The sequence below is a fragment of the Pandoraea norimbergensis genome (assembly GCF_001465545.3).
GTDB classification, from domain to species: Bacteria; Pseudomonadota; Gammaproteobacteria; order Burkholderiales; family Burkholderiaceae; genus Pandoraea; species Pandoraea norimbergensis.
Genome location: NZ_CP013480.3, coordinates 26,487 through 43,557, shown reverse-complemented (window position 1 = coordinate 43,557; position 17,071 = coordinate 26,487). Strand labels below are relative to the sequence as shown.

14 protein-coding genes and 1 tRNA gene are annotated in these 17,071 nt (G+C 61.7%); 4 read left to right on the top strand and 11 right to left on the bottom strand.

Annotated elements, in window-relative coordinates; genetic code table 11:
• Positions 1–4 precede the first annotated feature (4 nt).
• The gene (locus AT302_RS00175) at positions 5–1,318 is read right to left on the bottom strand and encodes a TolC family outer membrane protein (protein ID WP_058376666.1); all 1,314 of its coding nucleotides are present in this window, start codon (positions 1,316–1,318) and stop codon (positions 5–7) included.
• 396 nt (positions 1,319–1,714) lie between these two features.
• Entirely contained in the window at positions 1,715–3,124 is a 1,410-nt protein-coding gene (locus AT302_RS00170; RefSeq protein ID WP_058376665.1) for a hypothetical protein, read from the bottom strand.
• 317 nt (positions 3,125–3,441) lie between these two features.
• Between AT302_RS00170 and AT302_RS00165 the strand changes: the two genes are divergently transcribed.
• A tRNA-Leu gene (locus AT302_RS00165) sits at positions 3,442–3,526 on the top strand.
• 43 nt (positions 3,527–3,569) lie between these two features.
• On the opposite strand, the gene AT302_RS00160 is transcribed toward AT302_RS00165, so the two are convergent.
• The 3 genes from AT302_RS00160 to AT302_RS00150 form a co-directional block, all read right to left on the bottom strand.
• Complete coding sequence (locus tag AT302_RS00160; protein ID WP_058376664.1) at positions 3,570–4,370, bottom strand: alpha/beta fold hydrolase; 801 nt, start codon at positions 4,368–4,370, stop codon at positions 3,570–3,572.
• Positions 4,371–4,559: 189 nt separating this feature from the next.
• Positions 4,560–5,897 carry an MFS transporter gene (locus AT302_RS00155; protein WP_157125642.1) on the bottom strand — a complete coding sequence of 446 codons (1,338 nt, stop codon included), beginning with the start codon at positions 5,895–5,897 and terminating at the stop codon, positions 4,560–4,562.
• A 92-nt stretch (positions 5,898–5,989) separates the two neighbouring features.
• Complete coding sequence (locus tag AT302_RS00150; RefSeq protein ID WP_058376663.1) at positions 5,990–6,874, bottom strand: isocitrate lyase/PEP mutase family protein; 885 nt, start codon at positions 6,872–6,874, stop codon at positions 5,990–5,992.
• A 232-nt stretch (positions 6,875–7,106) separates the two neighbouring features.
• Between AT302_RS00150 and prpR the strand changes: the two genes are divergently transcribed.
• Entirely contained in the window at positions 7,107–9,128 is a 2,022-nt protein-coding gene (gene prpR, locus AT302_RS00145; protein WP_084655943.1) for a propionate catabolism operon regulatory protein PrpR, read from the top strand.
• On the opposite strand, the gene AT302_RS00140 is transcribed toward prpR, so the two are convergent.
• Entirely contained in the window at positions 9,109–9,561 is a 453-nt protein-coding gene (locus tag AT302_RS00140) for a YiiD C-terminal domain-containing protein (RefSeq protein WP_058376662.1), read from the bottom strand. The genes prpR and AT302_RS00140 overlap by 20 nt on opposite strands.
• 167 nt (positions 9,562–9,728) lie before the next feature.
• On the opposite strand from AT302_RS00140, the gene AT302_RS00135 reads away from it, so the two are divergent.
• The gene (locus AT302_RS00135; RefSeq protein WP_058376661.1) at positions 9,729–10,565 is read left to right on the top strand and encodes an AraC family transcriptional regulator; all 837 of its coding nucleotides are present in this window, start codon (positions 9,729–9,731) and stop codon (positions 10,563–10,565) included.
• Positions 10,566–10,610: 45 nt separating this feature from the next.
• Here the strand turns inward: AT302_RS00135 and AT302_RS00130 are convergent, their stop codons facing one another.
• The gene (locus AT302_RS00130) at positions 10,611–11,549 is read right to left on the bottom strand and encodes a helix-turn-helix domain-containing protein (protein WP_058376660.1); all 939 of its coding nucleotides are present in this window, start codon (positions 11,547–11,549) and stop codon (positions 10,611–10,613) included.
• A 232-nt stretch (positions 11,550–11,781) separates the two neighbouring features.
• Here AT302_RS00130 and AT302_RS00125 point away from each other — a divergent pair, with 232 nt between their 5' ends.
• Positions 11,782–13,086, top strand: a complete 1,305-nt coding sequence (locus tag AT302_RS00125) for a cytochrome P450 (protein ID WP_237172230.1) — start codon at positions 11,782–11,784, stop codon at positions 13,084–13,086.
• 14 nt (positions 13,087–13,100) lie between these two features.
• Here AT302_RS00125 and AT302_RS00120 read toward each other — a convergent pair whose 3' ends face one another.
• Genes AT302_RS00120 through AT302_RS00105 form a run of 4 tightly spaced genes read right to left on the bottom strand, consistent with a single transcriptional unit; the run spans position 13,101 to position 17,064 of the window.
• Positions 13,101–13,655, bottom strand: coding sequence for a DUF2878 domain-containing protein (locus AT302_RS00120; protein WP_237172030.1), 555 nt, complete (start codon positions 13,653–13,655; stop codon positions 13,101–13,103).
• 60 nt (positions 13,656–13,715) lie between these two features.
• Positions 13,716–14,921 (bottom strand): SAM-dependent methyltransferase, encoded by a 1,206-nt coding sequence (locus AT302_RS00115; RefSeq protein ID WP_058376658.1) that lies wholly within the window; start codon positions 14,919–14,921, stop codon positions 13,716–13,718.
• A complete protein-coding gene (locus AT302_RS00110) occupies positions 14,918–15,760 on the bottom strand; it encodes a DUF1365 domain-containing protein (protein ID WP_058376657.1) in 843 nt (280 codons plus the stop codon). Before AT302_RS00110 ends, AT302_RS00115 begins: the two co-directional genes overlap by 4 nt.
• Positions 15,757–17,064: an NAD(P)/FAD-dependent oxidoreductase gene (locus tag AT302_RS00105; protein ID WP_058376656.1), complete on the bottom strand. Its 1,308-nt coding sequence runs from the start codon at positions 17,062–17,064 to the stop codon at positions 15,757–15,759. The genes AT302_RS00110 and AT302_RS00105 overlap by 4 nt, the downstream gene beginning before the upstream one ends.
• Positions 17,065–17,071 lie beyond the last annotated feature (7 nt).

Below are 17,071 nucleotides of genomic sequence, written 5' to 3'. Positions count from 1 at the left end.
CGGGTCAGGCTCCCTCTGTCATCAGCGTTGAGTTGAGATCACCGAGCACGCTGTCGTCGAGGTGCCCGGTGGCGTACGCGAGCATCAAGCGCGACATGTAGTACGCGTGAAACGCTTCCGCAAGACCGGTGCGCGCTTCGAAGTGCTCTTTCTCGGCACGCAGAAGATCGAGATTGCTGCGCAGGCCCACGTCGCGTCCGAGCCGCGTGGCGCCCACCTTGTTTTGTGTCGACAACCGTTGTGCCAGCCGCGCGCGCACTTGCTGAATGCCGCTTTTCACGCCAAGAAAGGCCTTGATCACGCTCTCGCGCACCTTGATGCGGGTGTCGTCGAGTCTTGCCTGTGCACCATCGGCTTGGTACCGCGCTTCGCGCACTTGAGACGCATGCATGCCGCCGGCAAATAGCGGGATCGTCACGCTCACACCGATGACGTTGTCGCGTCGCAAGCGTGCCGTATCGGCGTAGACCGGGGTGCTGTCGCTGGAGCGGTGACGAGCGAAGAGTTCGACCACCGGCAGGAAGCGGCCTGTGGCCTCGTTGATATGGGTCAGCGCGACGTCGAGCTCGATCGACTTCTGCCGCAGGTCGTTGCTGTCGGTATCGGCGGTTTGCACATAGGCGTCCAGCGTCGCCAGCGCGCCCGCCTGTGCAAAGCGCTCGCCAAAGTGGGCCGTGATACCCCCCGGCTTCAGGCCCGTGAGTCGTTCAAATACACGGTTTGCGAGTTCCCACTCGTTCTCCGCCACAAGAACATTGGCCCGCGCTTCGTCCAAGGCGGCTTGTGCCTCATCCTGATCGAGCTTTGCCGAGAGACCCAGTCCCACTTCTTCCGCGACGTTCGCGAGCTGTACGTCGAGAGCGTCACGACTCGCATTGGCGGCGGCATCCTTGTCGCGCGCCACGAGAATGTCGAAGAATGCGCGCGCGCACTCAAGCATCAGTTGCTGTTCGCTGCCGGCGAACGTGCTCACGCCGAGGGCGGTGAGTTCGCGGCCTTTCTGAAAGCCCGCGAAGCGCGCCATGTCGAAGAGTGGCTGGCGAATCTCGATGTCGAGGGTCTGGTTGCGAATCTCCCGGCCGTGCAAAGTGCTGTCACGGTCTCTGTCGAACCGGCCTTCGACTTCAACACGCGGCAGGATTTGCGCCAGTCCTTGATCGAATTGTTCGCCGCTGGCGGCAAAATCGGCGCGCGCGGCGGCAAAGCCTGCGTTGTATTCGCGCGAGGCGCGCACGGCGTCGAGAAGGTCGAACGCGTTCGCCACGGGCGAAATCAGGTAGAACGTTGTTACGAGCGGCAGCAGAAATGCGCGGTTCATGGCGATGGCATAGCGTTGAGGCTAGCGAAGCGGAATGCAGTCAGTGCGGTCGCGTCACGCCGGCGACAGCAAATGCCCCGACCACGTTGTCGCTCATTGATACGCGTCGATCCCCATGACGATGCGGTGAGGTATGACTTGTCTCGATGAGTCCGCCTACCCTACGTGAGGTCATCAAGACCTTTGATTCACCGCTATCACGATGTGACGAATCCCCGGAAGATCGGTGGGAATTCACTCGTTCGATCGGGAAGGTGCGCCGCACCGCTATCTTGATGGCGTCACGGCAGACGAGAGGACTCTGTCGAACCGAGTCGCGTGAATATCTCGACTGATCCATGGCTCACTTGCCGACCCTCAGACGCGATCGGCAAGCGCATGCAAGACGACCCCGCGTTAGTTGGGCGTTGCCAGCGACAGCGATGCCATTGAGAGGGGGAGGACGCGAGCCGTGGTCCGGTCGATGCCGTCCTGCTGCGCGCCGAAGCTGGTCAGCGATTGCACAAGTTGTCCGAGTCTGGACTGCCCGGTGGATGGCAACGAGGCGAACGGGCTGACGCTTGGATCAGAATCGTTGAGCCGGACATCAGGCTTTGATCGATCATCGTCACAGTGGGTGCGAACGGGCGGCAGCACGTCGCCGGCAATCGCTATCCGTGCGTCGCTCAAACCAGCGACCGTTTGCGGCCGATCACAACTAGACAGGCCTTCAAATGCCATTTTTGCGAATGCCTCCGGGCTGCCCAACGCGAGAATCTGAGCTTCGGAATATCCCTTTATTTCCGACCACTTTCCGTCGCAAAACTGCTGCAAGCTGCCTTTCAGATACACATCACCATCCCCTTGGTAGGCATTGATGTGCACTATGGGAGAGTCAGTCTCATTGCCCATTCTGAACATGCGCGAACCAAGGTAGCTATGGGGGCTCTTTTCATCGATTAGCGATTTGGCGACTCCTATCGCTTTCATTCGATCATCACCGGAAGTCAAATATATATTATTGATACTTGAAACTAATCTGACAACATTAATAGAACCAGCAAAAAATTCTTTGAAGTTTTCGCCATAGCGATTAATTCCCCTGAGGCAATTGAGCATTGTATTTAGCCTTCTGATTGTGCCTCCACCCAATTGCTTCAATTCGCCTCCATCCGCAACGACTGATATTTTTTTATCAACATTTTTGGAGAGTTCACCGAGAAGATTTACGGCCCTAAGCAACGGAGAAACCGCCGATTCATCGGAATCCTTGAGCAGGTAGTTTCGGAAATCCGCCAAGTTATTGAAACTCTTCAGATCGTCGTCTTTGAACGTCTCAGCAATTATTTCCCCACTGGGGCTCATGACGAAACTTCTCGCGCCTAAGGACGGTTCGCCGGATTTGTAAGTGAAACTGTAGGTGATTGTTGCCGTATAACCACGATGTCCTTCATGGTTAATCACACGAAATTCTGACTTCCCTGAGCTTCCGAATTCTTCAATATCCGATCGAACATCTTCCAGAAACTTCTTTCTGATTTCTTCCGACACATCTGGATTTTTCTGTGCAGAAAAAAATTTATACAGGTCACTAGTCAGCGTCTCAATTTGTTTCATTTTTCCGATGACCAGCCCAAATCCAGGACCGTGATCTTCTACCTTTCCAAGCCCGGTGACCACCTCCCCTAACTTACTGAGCGCCTGCGGCCCTAACGCCTCCAAATTCTTTCCGTCAGCGTCAACATTAATATTTACGCCAAGGATGCCTGACACCTTTCTGATGTCCGCTGCGGTGGTTACCAGATCGATGCTGTTTGATTCATTCATCGCATTATCTCCAAGTGATTACCAATAGGCCCGCAAGAAGGAAACGTCTGTCGCAGGCGGAATTCAATTTGGCACACGATGAGTGTCAGTTGCGTAGCGTCACGTCACACTGTGAATATGCACACGCGCGTTGTGAAAAATCCTTGGAAACACCACGGGAAAACGCTGGTTGACCGATGTCGCGCATGACGCTGTCGCGGGCCCACTCCGCGTATCAGGCGATCGATTGACCCTGCACGCACTGCCGTAGAAAACTCGACTTCTGCGGCGTCAGGCATTCACAAAAATAAATTTTCCCGTTACAATCGCGCTCCCCTGCCCAGGTGGCGAAATTGGTAGACGCACTATCTTGAGGGGGTAGCGCCGAAAGGCATGCGGGTTCGAGTCCCGCCCTGGGCACCAGCAGTTCCGACACACCCCCCGTCTCTCTCCCCCCGAAGTCCGATCAGCCTGCGTGCTGCCTCAGAAAGTTCTCCACCAGCATCGCGAAGTACGGCGGGCATTCCTGCATCGGGTAGTGGCCGCAATTCGGTATCGCCGCCAACTGTGCATTCGGATGCCAGGCAAGGAAGGTCGATTGCATCGCCTCGGCACCCAGCCCCGGATCCTTCTCGCCCACGATCACCAGAAACGGCGTCTCAAGGCCGCGCACGTCGTCGACGAAGTCCGTGGTCGTCATCGTCTCAAGGTACCGGGGGCGACATGCCGATGCCACGCCGTCACGGTTCTGGCGTAGCTTGCGGTCCGCCCAGACGTCCGACAATCCCCCCGTCACGAACTTGACCAGACGCCGAAACGCATCGTCGTTCTCGCACGTCGCGGCGAAGAATGCGGCGGCCTCCGGCGGCAACCGGTTTCCCGCGGCGGAGATCGGACACACGGCGACTGCACTCTTGATGCGGTCTGGTGCATTGGCGGCGAGGCGTTGCGTCGCCATGCCAGTCATCGAATGGCCCAGCACGTGAAACCGGTGCCAGCCGAGGGCATCCGCTACGCCGAGGCAATCCCGCGCAATTTCGACGATGGAATAGTCACCCGTCAGGTGCTGGGACCGTCCATAGCCGCGCAAATCGACAAACGCATAGGTGAAGGCATTGCCGTCGAGATACGGCAGCACGGCGTCGTAGTTGGTGTGGTCGCCCAGCCAGTCGTGCAGAACCAGTACGCGCTCCGGGCCGGTGCCGAATTGCGTGAAGCCCAGTTGGGTTGCCGTCGAGGCAGTCGATGCGGAGGAGGAGAGATTCATTTCGAAGTTTCCTTTTGGATGTCATATCTTCCGGCGCACTCAAGCGGGGATTCGCCAATGACGAACGCCGGAAACCAAAAAGAAACGCCCCCCCGGCGGACCGGGAGGGCGTTCGAAATTGGACTCAATCGTATCGAGCCGTCAGCGCAAAGTCAATTCAACTGATGCATGAATCTGGCACAACATGCGTCAGTCGAATTTGCGACCGCGCGTTTCAGGCATCTTCAGGTAGACGATCAGCGAGATGGCCGCGCAAATCGTCACGTACCAGTAGAAATACGATTCATGACCGCTTGCCTTGAAGCGCAACGCGACAAACTCCGTCGTGCCACCGAGAATTGCCGTCGTAAGCGCATACGGGAAGCCCACGGCCAGGGCACGAATACGCGGCGGGAACAACTCGGTCTTCGCCAGCATGTGCACCGACGTGAACCCCGAGAGCATCACCAGTCCGGCAAACGACAGGGCGAATGCGACCAGCGGGTCCTTCGTGTGGCTCAGCGCGGTGAACAGCGGCACGGAGAAGAGCGTCGTGCTCACGCCGAAGATGATCAGCACAGGCCGGCGGCCGACGATATCCGAGAGCAGCCCGAACAGCGGTTGCAGCGGCATGTAGAGCAGCAGTGCGATGGTCGAGACAAACGTCGACGACTCTTTCGACAAGCCGACCGAGTTCACCAGAAACTTCTGCATGTACACGGTGAACGTGTAGAACGCCACCGTGCCGCCGATCGTGATGCCGATAGCGAGCAGAATCTGCCGCCAGTGTTGCAGCACCTCGCGCGTGACGGACGCCTCGCGATGCTTCGCGCTGTGGACAAACGCCTCGCTCTCCGTCACGTTGCGGCGCATGTACAGCGCAAACATCGCCAGCACGCCGCCGATCACGAACGGAATGCGCCAGCCCCAATGCTCGATCTGCTCGGCCGTGAGCAACACCCGCTGCATCAGCAGCATCAGCCCGAGCGCGACGAGTTGCCCCGCGACCACGCTCACTTGCAGGAAGCCGAGATAGAAGCCCTTGCGATGCTCGGGCGCGACCTCGCTCAGATAGGTGGCGCTCGTGCCGTACTCGCCGCCCATCGACAGCCCTTGCAGCAGCCGGGCGGCGATGAGCACGATCGGCGCGAAGATGCCGATCGTCGCGTAGCCCGGCGTGAGCGCAATCATCAGTGAGCCGACGCTCATCGCGAGCACCGAGCCGGTGAGCGCCGACTTGCGGCCGCGCCGGTCGGCATACAGCCCGATCAGCCAGCTACCCAGCGGGCGTGCCACGTAGCCCACTGCCGCGATGGCAGCGGTGTTCATCAGTTGGACGGTCGGGTTGTCGCCCGGGAAAAACGCTTTCGCGAAGTAGATCGAGAAAATGCTGTACGCCAGAAAGTCGTACCACTCGATCAGGTTGCCCGCGAGGCCGCCGACGATGGAACCGATCTTGACCGGGGCGCGTGCCGGCGTGGCGGTGGCAGGGGCGGGGGTCGGTGCGGTGGAAGGACGAGCGGCGAATGAATCCGAGGGGGGCGTCAAAATCTGTCTCCGTGACTTAATTACTTATTTTGTATGGCGGGAAAAACAAGCGACACCGGCAGGGGGCGGCGTCGCTGTGATGCGGTGCGACTTCAGTTGCTGGTGCCGTATTTTTTGTCGAGCGCGTCGTAGAACGGCTTATTGACCAGTCGCTGACGCTCGGCAAACGGCACGACCAGCGTCGGGTCTTCGTCCAGACGACCGCTGTCGCGCAACGTGCCGAGCGCCTTCTGCATGCCGAGGACGGCGCTTTGCAGCGCGGCGTTGGCGTAAAGGACGATGCCGTAGCCGAGTTCGGCCAGACGCGGCTGCGATTGGGTCGGCGTCTTGCCGCCGATCACGATGTTGATCAGTTGCGGACGATCGAACAGCGCCGGCAGGCGCTCGATGTCGGCCAGCGTCTCGGTGGCTTCGATGAAGAGAATGTCCGCGCCCGCTTCGATGAAACGGCGGCCGCGCTCGATGGCGGCTTCCATGCCCTCGACCGCAGCGGCGTCGGTACGCGCAATGATTTGCAGATTGCCGTCTTCGCGTGCGTCGACCGCCGCACGGATCTTGCCGACCATCTCGTCGGCACCGATCACGGCCTTGCCGTTGAAGTGGCCGCACTTCTTGGGCAGCACCTGATCTTCGAACTGAATCGCATCGGCACCGCTGCGCTCAAGCACCCGCACCGTGTGTCGCACGTTGAGCGCATTGCCGAAGCCCGTGTCGGCGTCGACGATGATCGGCAGCGACACGGCGTCGCGTACGCGGGCGGTGTGCTCGGCCATTTCGGCCAGCCCCACGAAAGCGAGGTCGGGCAGGCCGAGCGACATGTTGGTCACGCCGGCACCCGTGAGATAGAGCGCTTCGAAGCCAGCGTCTTCGATCACACGTGCCGACAGCGCGTTGAAGGCGCCCGGCACGAGCAACCCTTGACGGGCTTCGACCTTACGGCGGAATTCGGCACGGCGTTGGGCAGTCGCGGTGGTCATGGCAGTGTCTCCGGAGTGATTGAATGGATGCATTGGAAAGACATTGCGCAAGCCGCGTGCCAGCCCCCGCCGGACTTGAGAATGCGCCGCCAACCCCAGCCAAAACAGTCACTTACGGTGCGCGGTACGTTTTCTGCGGATGTGGCAGAATGCCTGCACAAGATTTGAAACGTTTCATGGAACACCTGAAACACTTGATGAAACGTTTCACGAGCCTTACGGAGACAACGTCATGCCCCCCCGCTTTACCGGCCCCGAGCCGTCGCGCCACGCGGCGCTCCCTTCGTCATCGCATGCCCACGCCGATCCCCGTGCCCGCCGTCCCGGCATCGCCTTGGTGAGCATCAGCCGCTTGCAGACCCTGTGCGAGACCGTCGCGCCGCGCTACACCGACCGTGCCCGTTTCTACTCGGTGCGCGAGGGCTACGGCGCCGCCGTCACGGCCTTGCAGTCGTATGTGGAATCGGGGGCGGTGGACGTAGTGCTCGCTGCTGGTTCAAACGGCGCCTATCTGCGCGAGAACCTGTCGGTGCCGGTGGTGACGGTCAAGGTCAACGGTTTCGACGTGCTCAGCGCGATCACCCGCGCCACCACGACGTGGCCCGATCAGCCGGTGGGTCTCGTGCTGCACGAGGCCGTTTCACGGGAGCTGGACGATCTGGGTGAGTTGCTGAAGATTCAATTGCACCAGCGCGCGTATCGGTCCATTGACGAGGTCCACCACGTCGTCGACACGCTGGCGGCGGAGGGCTGCAAGGTCATCATCGGCCCGGGCATGGCCTGCGACTTCGCGCAGGAGGCCGGGCTCGAGCACGTGTTTCTCTACTCGCTCGGCGCCGTGGAAGAGGCTTTCGAGCGATCGGTCGAACTCGCCCGCGTGAGCCGCGAGAAAGAGTCGAAGCGCATGCGCCTGAACACCATCGTGGCGCACATGCGCGATGGCGTGGCCGCCTTCGACGACAACGGCCAACTGGAAGCCGTCAACCCGGCGATGTTCGCGTTGCTGGGCATCGAGGCGGAACGCGTCGCGACGCAAGGCGCGCAACAGTTCGAACTCTCGCGCAAGCTCGGACCGATGCTGCGCGAGTTGTCGGCGAATGGTGTTGCCATCGAAGAACGTCTGGAACATATCGACGGTCGCGCGTTCATCGTGAGTTGCGTTCCGATTTCGGAACACGGTCTGCGCTCGGGTGCCGTGGTCACCGTGCAGGACGCGCAGATGGCGCAGCGCATCGACCGGTCGCTGCGAACGACGCAACGCCCACGACATCTCGTCGCGAAACACGAACTCGATGAACTGGTCGGCGATTCGCCATTGATCGCCAAGGTGCGGCGTCTCGCACGCGCGGGCGCAGCGCATGACGCGACGGTGTTGCTGACCGGCGAGAGCGGCACGGGCAAGGAATTGGTCGCGCAAGGTATCCACAACGCGAGCGCACGGCGCGGTAACCCGTTCGTGGCGTTCAACTGTGCGGCGCTACCGGAAGGGCTGATCGAAAGCGAATTGTTCGGCCACGACGAAGGCGCCTTCACGGGCGCGCGGCGTGGCGGCAAAGCGGGGCTTTTCGAGATCGCGCACACCGGCACGATCTTTCTGGACGAAATCGGTGAGATGCCCGCCGCGTTGCAGAGCCGCTTGCTGCGTGTGTTGCAGGAACGCGAAGTCATGCGGCTGGGCTCAGGCCGGCCGGTGCCCATCGACGTGCGCGTGATCGCCGCAACGCACCGCAATCTGCACGAGCTTGTCGCGCAGGGGCGTTTTCGCGCGGACCTCTATTTCCGCTTGAACCTCTTGCAGATCGAATTGCCCGCCCTGCGAGAGCGCCGAGCGGATATTGCGCTGCTCGCCGAAACGTTGCTCGCGCGAAGCGCGGCGCAATACGGATTGAATGCCCGCGCCACCGGGCAAATTCTCGCGGTGCTGGCGCCACTCTTTGCAAACTATGACTGGCCGGGGAATGTGCGCGAGCTAGAGAATTTGCTCGCACGCGCGGCGATCTATCTCGATCACGATCTCTCGGAACACGCAGCGTCGCTGCACGAGGTGTTCCCCGAATTGCTTCGATTGAATACGGCTGGCGCGATGCACACGCCGTCGCCCGAACATGCAGAAGTCGTGGCACCGTGTGAAGCCGTCACCTACGAGGCGGCGCAAGCGGCCTTGCAGGCGGCGGGGGGCAATCGTGCGGCCGCGGCCCGTGCACTCGGCATCAGCCGCACGACGTTCTGGCGCCTTATGAAGTCACCGGACTGAGGGCGACGAACTCGCCGACAAGGTGCCCGACACGCTGTCCGTCGTATTCCAGCATCGATACGACCGAGACTCGTGCCTTGCCCATGCGCGAGAACACGCGCAGGAACTTCGGCCATTGGTCAGGGTGTTCCAGCGCGGATGTCGCCGTGAATTCTCCCGAGATCGGCAACTCGTATTCCATCGTGTTGCGCTGGATGACCAGGCGGCATTCGATGCCCTCGCCACGCAGTCGCGTGTGCAACAGCGACCACGCGGCGAGAATCGCCACGGCCGAGGCGCTGCCGCCGAAGACGGTTTCCCGATGGTTGATGTTCGGGGCGAGTGGGGCGCGCAGCACAACGGCGTCCGGTGTCACGCTGTCTGCCGACACCTGCATCGCCTTCGACAGCGGAATGTGATCGTAGAGGTATTGCTGGAGATCGGTCGGGGACATCGTGTTCGTTTCCTGTCGGGGGAAGCTGTTGCGGGTTGTCGCTTGCGTTGGCAGACTACCTGTCATTGCGCGAACGCGAAACGCTCAAAGTCAGCAGGTGCGCAAGAACGATCAAATGCGCGTCGCGCGAAGTCTCTATAGTCCGCTCAAACGTTCTCGGAAGCGCTATGACCCCGGTAGGAAAAGCACTCTGGTATATCGAGATTCAGATAGGCAGCGAACTCACGCTCGATCATATCGCTCACGCCAGCGAGATGTCGCGTTTCGCCATTTCACGTCTGTTTGCGATCACGACGGGCTGGTCTGTCATGCGATATGTGCGCGCCCGTCGACTGACGCGTGCTGCACAAACGCTGGCAAACGATGCGCCCGATATTCTCAGCGTTGCACTCGACGCCGGCTATAGCTCCCACGAAGCGTTCACACGCGCCTTCGCCGACTTCTTCGGGCTGACACCCGAGCAGTTGCGCGCCCGGCGCCATCTCGACGGCCTTGGACTCGTGGAGCCACTCCGCATGAAAGACATCAAATTTATCGACCTCGCCGCGCCGCGCATTGAGACGGGCAAAGCATTAACGGTCGCCGGCTTGAGCAGCCGCTTCACCTTCGCAACCAACGAGGGCATTCCGGCACTTTGGGAAGCCTTTAATCCGTACTTCCGCAATTTCCCCGATCAGGTAAGCGACGTGACGTATGGCGTGTGCTGCAACCCCGATGGAGAAGGCGGCTTTGAGTACATCGCGGGCGTGGAAGTGAGTCGCCGTGACCGGTTGCCGGAAGGGTTCCGATGTGTCGATATCGCACCGTTGCAATACGCGGTGTTCGAGCACAAGGGACATATCTCGCTGCTGCATCAAACCGTCTACACGATCTGGCATCAGTGGCTGCCGTCGTCCGGAATGGATGCCGTCGATGCGCCCGATTTCGAGCGCTACAGCGAGGACTTCAACCCCGTGGCAGGGACGGGATCACTGGAGATCTGGCTGCCGGTGAAGGCGCGGTAAATCACCGGGTTGAGGAGGGGGGTGCAGGGGGTCGCGTGCGGCTCGTCACACCCACAACCGGTAGAGCCAAAACGACTCGTCTTCCCGATAACGCTGGGTGAATTCCGTCGGCGCAAAGCCGGTAATGCGCTTGGCCATCCGGCTCATGTGCGCCTGATCGGCAAAGCCTTCGTCCTGCGCCATCTCGGCCCAGTCGAACGCCTCGCCCGCCGCCAGCCGATCGCGGGCGGCGAAGAACACCCCCTCCGTTTTGACGAGCGCCTGCCACTCGCGCAGCGAGCGCCCCGTATGCATCTTGATGCGACGCTCGACCTGACGCGGACTGTGCGTCTGCCGCCACTGAAGCGCCTGAAACGCCAGCCCCTCCACCCAGCGCTGCCCCGCGAGGCGTAGCGAAGTCAGCGCCGAGCGTTCGGGCTGAAGGGCCTGCCAACGGGGCCCGAGGTAGTGATCGAGCACGGCCATCGTCGCAGCGTCATCGGGGGCGTCGGCGAAGGCGTCGAGGAACGGATGCCAGTCGTCCGCCAATGCCTCCCACGCGCAAACGAAGCGATCCTGAATCACGGACAGGTTCACATCGAACAACACCTTCGCCACGTTCGCGGGAAAACACACCATGACGCCGCGCCCGCCCGTCGTCGCCCATGTGGTCGTCGGCATCGATTGGCTGCCTGAGAGGGTGACGCGCGTGCCGTGAGGCGTCCACCGGGGACCCGCCGGGGTGTCGTGTACGAGCCCGACATCGAAGCCTTGGTAGACCGTCAGGCACACGACAGGAGACGCCGGAAAGTGCGACAGGCGCTGCGCATCGGTCAGCGCCACGTGCCGGATGTCTCTGCACACCACCGCCATCACCGCGCCGTACAGCGCTGCCGACGGTGGATACAGCCGCGTATGCGGCACGGGACCGCCGCACGCCACCAGAGGTGCGCGCGCATAGCGGTCAGGACACGGCGAGAGGTTGGATGGCAGCCGGGAGGTCATGGCTCCGCAGTATAGGGACGGCCACAGGCCGTTGTAAACGTCGTTTCCGTTCAAGACAAGCGATGCCCGCTGGCGTGAAATACACGCCATGAACACGCGAACCCCACCCCAATGTCCGTTTCACGGCGACGCCGCGGCGGCGTCCGAAGCGACCGCACCGACCCTGCATCCGCCCGGTGTATGGCCGCCCGGCCCCTCGGCCGGCATCACCGGCTGGGGACTGCTCCGGCAGATGTCCGGTGACCTGCTGGGCACGCTGGCGCAATGGAAACGCACTTATGGCGATGTGGTGTACGTGCGCTTCTGGCCCGAGCATGCTGTCGTTGTGACCGACCCGCAACTCGTTCGAGAGCTGCTGGTCACGCACCACCACTCGTTGATTCGTTGGGAGCGAGGTGTAGCCGTCATGTCACAGCTTCACGGCCACAGCGTGCTGATTGCGGAAGGCGAAGCGTGGCATCGCAAGCGGCAGACGCTGCAACCGTATTTCCTGCCGAAGTCGGTGCAGACATTCGTGCCACATATCACGGCCGCTACGGCGCGAGCGCTCGACGCGTGGCCGCAGCGTGACGCGCATTGGTCCATCGAAAGCGCGCTGACCTCGCTCACAATGGACGTGATCATGCGGCAGGTGTTTTCAGGCGAAATCGGTGACGAGGCACGCATGGCGGAGCGTGCGCTGCGCGTCGCGAGCGAAGCCGCCGATGCGGAGTTTTATTGGCCCGCGAGCTGGCCCGACTGGATGCCATGGAAGCGCGAGAAGCGGCACGCCGTTCGCGGGCTGAAGGGATTGATTGATCGTCATGTGAACGCGCGTCTGGCGATGCCTCCCGACGCGTGGCCTGACGACCTGTTGTCGCGATTGCTTCGACTGCATCAAGAGGACCCGCAGACGTGGTCATTACAAGCAGTGCGCGACGAATGCATGACGACGTTCCTCGCTGGACACGAAACAACGGCAGGCACGCTCACTTGGTGGGCGTGGTGCATGGCCTCGAATCCGGCGATGCAAGAAGCCGCCCGCGAGGAGGTGATTCGTGTGTTGGGTTCAGCGGGTGAGATTGTGCCGACAGCCGAGACCCGGCCTGCACTGCGTTATCTTTCGCAGACGATCGACGAAACGCTGCGCTTGTATCCTGCGGCGCCGACCCTGCTCAGTCGTCGTGCGACACGTCCCATCACGCTGGGCCCGTGGCAGTTCCCGGCGCGCACGTTGTTCATGTTGCCGGTGCAGTTGTTGCAGCACGACGCGCGATCGTTTGCCGAGCCCACGGCGTTCCGCCCGGAGCGATTCGCGAGCGATGCACCGGCGCCACCGCGCGGCACCCATATGCCTTTCGGTGCCGGGCCGCGTGTATGTCTCGGGCAGCATCTGGCGACCACTGAAATCATCGTGATCGCCGCCATGATCTTGCAGCGCTTCACACTGTCGGTGCCTGAAGGCATGGAAGCTCCCAAGCCGCGCATGCACGTGACGCTGCGGCCGGAGACGGCGCTACATCTTGGATTGACGGCGATACCGTCCATCGATGTTTGAGACAAGGCCTGTCATCACGTGGACGACGCTGCCCTCGCGGGGCCTGCATCGTCCGTTTTCTCGCCGAACCAGACGAGCGCCGGTAGCCACACCATCCAACCGACAGTAATGAGTGCCAACGCAGCAACCGGTGCGATCAAATGCGCCGCTCCGAGCGCTGCCCCTGCACGAAACGACAATGGCCCGGCGATGCCGCCCAGCAGCACGGCAATCATCCATCGACCGCGAAGCCAGCGGAACACCACGTTGATCTGCAAAGCAAAGAGCAGCCACAGACTCGCCATCCAGTAGGGGGCATAGGCAGTTGCCGCGTCCCCCGGATACCGAAGCCAGCCGGTGCGCACCACAGCGCACTCCCACGTCCAGCCGCAGATCGTCACGAGGCATAGGAACAAGAGTTCGCGCCGTTGGGTCTGCGTAATCGCCAAATGAGCGCAAGCCAGTACGGCGACAACCAAGGCCCCAATCCAAGCCTTACCGTGCGCTGCGCCAAGCACGCACGCGAACCAGCCGATCTGGCCGGCGATGGCATAGACGCCGACTTGCGAGCGTCGTGCGATGGCGGTCACAACGACGCCTGCGCGCACGCGCTCGATAAGTAGGCCGCGAAGTGCGATCGCATATCAAGGTCACGCACTCACAAGAAAATGCCGAACATCAATGCGATGCTCCATGAACGCCGCCTCGCAGTACTGCAAGTACAGCCGCCATGTCCGGATGAAGGTGTCGTCAAAGCCCTGTTCGCGCACCTCGTCGAGATTCGCTTCGAAGGCAGCGCGCCAGAGGTTTAGCGTCCGCGCGTAATCGAGCCCGAACGACAGCGTGACCGCCGCTTTCATGCCGGCGTCATCCGCGGCTTTCACGAAGCGCTCTGCGCTCGGCAGCATGCCACCGGGGAAGATGAATTCGCGGATGAAATCGCCCGACGCGCGGTACGCCTCGAAAGCCGAGTCGTCGATGGTGATCGATTGCACCAAGGCCTGACCACCCGGTTTAAGGCATCGTTTGAGCGTCGCGAAATAACCGGGCCAGAACGACTCACCGACCGCTTCGAACATCTCGATCGACACGACTGCATCGAACTGGCCCTGCACGTCGCGGTAGTCCATCAGCACGATGTCGGCGAGCGCGCCAAGCCCTTCGTCCGCGATGCGTTGCTGTGCGATCTCGAACTGCGCCTGCGAGATCGTCAGGCTGTGCACGTGAATGCCCTGACGTGCCGCATGCACGGCAAAGCCCCCCCAACCGCAGCCGATCTCGAGCACACGCGCACCCGGGCGCAGCTTCAGTGTGTCGACGATGTGCTGATACTTGGCGCTTTGCGCCTCGGCCAGCGAACGGTGCTCGTCGCCCTCGAACAGCGCGCTCGAATACGTCCACGTCTCGTCGAGCCAGAGCTCGTAGAAGCGGTTGCCGATATCGTAATGCGCGTGAATGTTGCGACGGCTTCCCGAGCGCGTGTTCGCACGCAGCCGTTGACGAAGTTGATACCAGAGCTGTGCCAGTCGCGAGCCCGTGAGCGTTTGCGAAACGCACGACTGATTGCGGATCGCCAATCGCAACAGCGCGATGATGTCTGGTGAATCGACCCACTTCGCGCGATACGCTTCGGCAAAGCCGATATCGCCCGCGTGCAGTATTCGGCGGCAAGCGCGCCAGTCCAGAATCTGTAGTGTGGCCCCGGGTGACAGGTGCGGGTCACCGAAGACGTGTTGTGTCCCGTCAGGCGCTATGAGCGTCAGATGCCCGACGCGGATGCGTTGGAGCAATCCCATGAACAGACGTGCCGACAGAGGAATCGCCGAATGCGGCGAGAGCATGCGAATCGGAATCATGGAATGACCTCTTGATCGGAAGGCGAGGCTTGTTGTTTGGCCGCATCGGCATTGGCAACAGAAGTCGTCGCTACCTGCGTCGGCGGCGTCTTGCCATAAAACGGCACGCGCTTGCGCAGCAGGCGCAACGCTTGCCAATGAATTCGCAACACCACGTTGATGGCATTGAACGGCAGCGCCATCACCGCGCGAAGTACGCTTCGGCCAGTGAACGGCTCGGCCTGCATGCTGAGCGCCGTGCGCAGCAACACCTCGTCGTGATCGAAGTAGTCAATGGCGACCGACAGGTTTTGTTTGTAACGCCGCGCGCGAAATTCGTAGCGGCCTTCGACATCGCAGAACGGCGACACGTGAAAGACCTTCCGGCATTGCAGCACCGTGCCGTTCAGAATCGCGAAGTGGCCGGGCGCACTCAGCAAGTACCCGTGATGCTCACCGAAGGTGTTGCGCACGTCGGCGTACAGCGCCCGCAAGTCGCCATGCCGGTCGTGGCAGTACCAGAAGCTCACCGGATTGAACGCGTAGCCCGCGAGGCGCGGAATCGTTTGCAGCCAGATGCGCCCGTCTGCGGGGATGCCCGCCTCGGCAAGTCGGGCGCGCATCCACGGCTCAAGTGCGCTGCCATCGCGCGGGCCGTAGTCGCGCAACGATATCGACATCGGCCCCCAGCGGTCGACACCGAACCACCAGCACTTCGATTCGTCCAGACGGCCAATGTCGCAAACGATCTGGAACAGCGGATAGTCGAATGCGTGATGGGCCGGGCGCAGGCGTTCGTGCATGACGTTGCCGCGCAGGAGATAGGCGGCAGGGCCGTCGCGCAGGTTGAGGGTTTTCATAGCTTGGCCCACTGCGGTGATACGCCGAAGTCTCTCGCGACGCGCAGCGCAGACTTCAGGCCGTCTTCATGAAAGCCATAGCCCGTCCATGCACCGGTAAACCACGTGCGCCGCTGGCCTTGCAGTTCCGGCAACCGCGCCTGCGCGTCGACCGCGGCAAGATCGAGCAACGGATGTTCATAGGCGTAGCGGCCCAGCGTCGCTTCGGGCCCGGGCTCGTCTACCGGATTGAGCGTGACGATCACCGGCGTGCTGAACGGCAATGCCTGAAGCTGGTTGAGCAGATAGCTCACGCAGACAGGCGATTGCGCGTCGCTCTCCGCCGCGCTGGTTTTGCTCAGGTAATTCCATGCCGACCAGACACGGCGGCGGCGCGGCAGCAAGCGGGCGTCGGTGTGCAACACCGCCGTGTTCGGTTGATAGCGAATGGCACCGAGTGTGCTTCGTTCTTGCGCATCGGCATCGGCCAGCAGTCGCAGCGTGTCGGGGGCGTGCCCCGCCATAACGACGGCGTCGAAATGCTGTGGCGCCTCGCCATCGAACATCAGCGTCACACCGTCGGCGTCGCGCCGGATGCTCTGCACAGGGGTATTCAAACGCACATCGTCGAGGGTGGCCACGATACGTTGGACGTAGTCGCGCGAGCCGCCGGTCACGGTCTTCCACTGCGGACGGTGATTGACTTGCAGCAGTGCGTGATTCAGGCAGAAGCGAAGAAACGTGGCCGCGGGGAAATGCAGAATATCGGCCGCGCGGCTCGACCAAATCGCGGCGGCCATCGGCAACAGATAGTGATGCTGGAACGGCTGACCGTAGCCATTTGCGGCGAGCAGTTCACCGACGGAATGGCGTTCGCGTTCAGCGTTGTGGAGATGACGTTCGGCTGATGCATTGAAACGCAGGATGTCGCGCAACATGCCCAGAAAGCTCGGCGAATAGAGATTGCTACGCTGCGCGAAGACCGTGTTCAGGTTGGTGCCCGCCCATTCGAGCGCGCCGCCGTCTACCGACACCGAGAACGACATATCGCTGGCGATGGCGCTCACACCAAGCTCGTCGAAGAGCGCCAGCAGGTTGGGATAAGTGCGGTCGTTGAACACGAGAAAACCCGTGTCCACAGGTGCGGTGGTGCCGTCGAGTGTGACGTCGACCGTGTGCGAATGCCCCCCCGCGTAATTCGCCGCTTCGAACAGCGTGACGCGGTGTCTGCGCTTGAGCAGGTAAGCGCTCGCGAGTCCCGCAATACCGGCCCCTACGACGGCAATGCGGCGCCCCGGGGGAAGCCAGGCAGGTGTCGGGTGCATGATGGTC

Coding starts and splice junctions, on each gene's coding strand:
- AT302_RS00130 (WP_058376660.1), bottom strand. CDS start 11,549: ATGACCTCCCGGCTGCCATCCAACCTCTCGCCGTGTCCTGACCGCTAT.
- AT302_RS00125 (WP_237172230.1), top strand. CDS start 11,782: ATGTCCGGTGACCTGCTGGGCACGCTGGCGCAATGGAAACGCACTTAT.
- prpR (WP_084655943.1), top strand. CDS start 7,107: ATGCCCCCCCGCTTTACCGGCCCCGAGCCGTCGCGCCACGCGGCGCTC.
- AT302_RS00140 (WP_058376662.1), bottom strand. CDS start 9,561: ATGTCCCCGACCGATCTCCAGCAATACCTCTACGATCACATTCCGCTG.
- AT302_RS00105 (WP_058376656.1), bottom strand. CDS start 17,064: ATGCACCCGACACCTGCCTGGCTTCCCCCGGGGCGCCGCATTGCCGTC.
- AT302_RS00160 (WP_058376664.1), bottom strand. CDS start 4,370: ATGAATCTCTCCTCCTCCGCATCGACTGCCTCGACGGCAACCCAACTG.
- AT302_RS00175 (WP_058376666.1), bottom strand. CDS start 1,318: ATGAACCGCGCATTTCTGCTGCCGCTCGTAACAACGTTCTACCTGATT.
- AT302_RS00150 (WP_058376663.1), bottom strand. CDS start 6,874: ATGACCACCGCGACTGCCCAACGCCGTGCCGAATTCCGCCGTAAGGTC.
- AT302_RS00115 (WP_058376658.1), bottom strand. CDS start 14,921: ATGATTCCGATTCGCATGCTCTCGCCGCATTCGGCGATTCCTCTGTCG.
- AT302_RS00170 (WP_058376665.1), bottom strand. CDS start 3,124: ATGAATGAATCAAACAGCATCGATCTGGTAACCACCGCAGCGGACATC.
- AT302_RS00110 (WP_058376657.1), bottom strand. CDS start 15,760: ATGAAAACCCTCAACCTGCGCGACGGCCCTGCCGCCTATCTCCTGCGC.
- AT302_RS00135 (WP_058376661.1), top strand. CDS start 9,729: ATGACCCCGGTAGGAAAAGCACTCTGGTATATCGAGATTCAGATAGGC.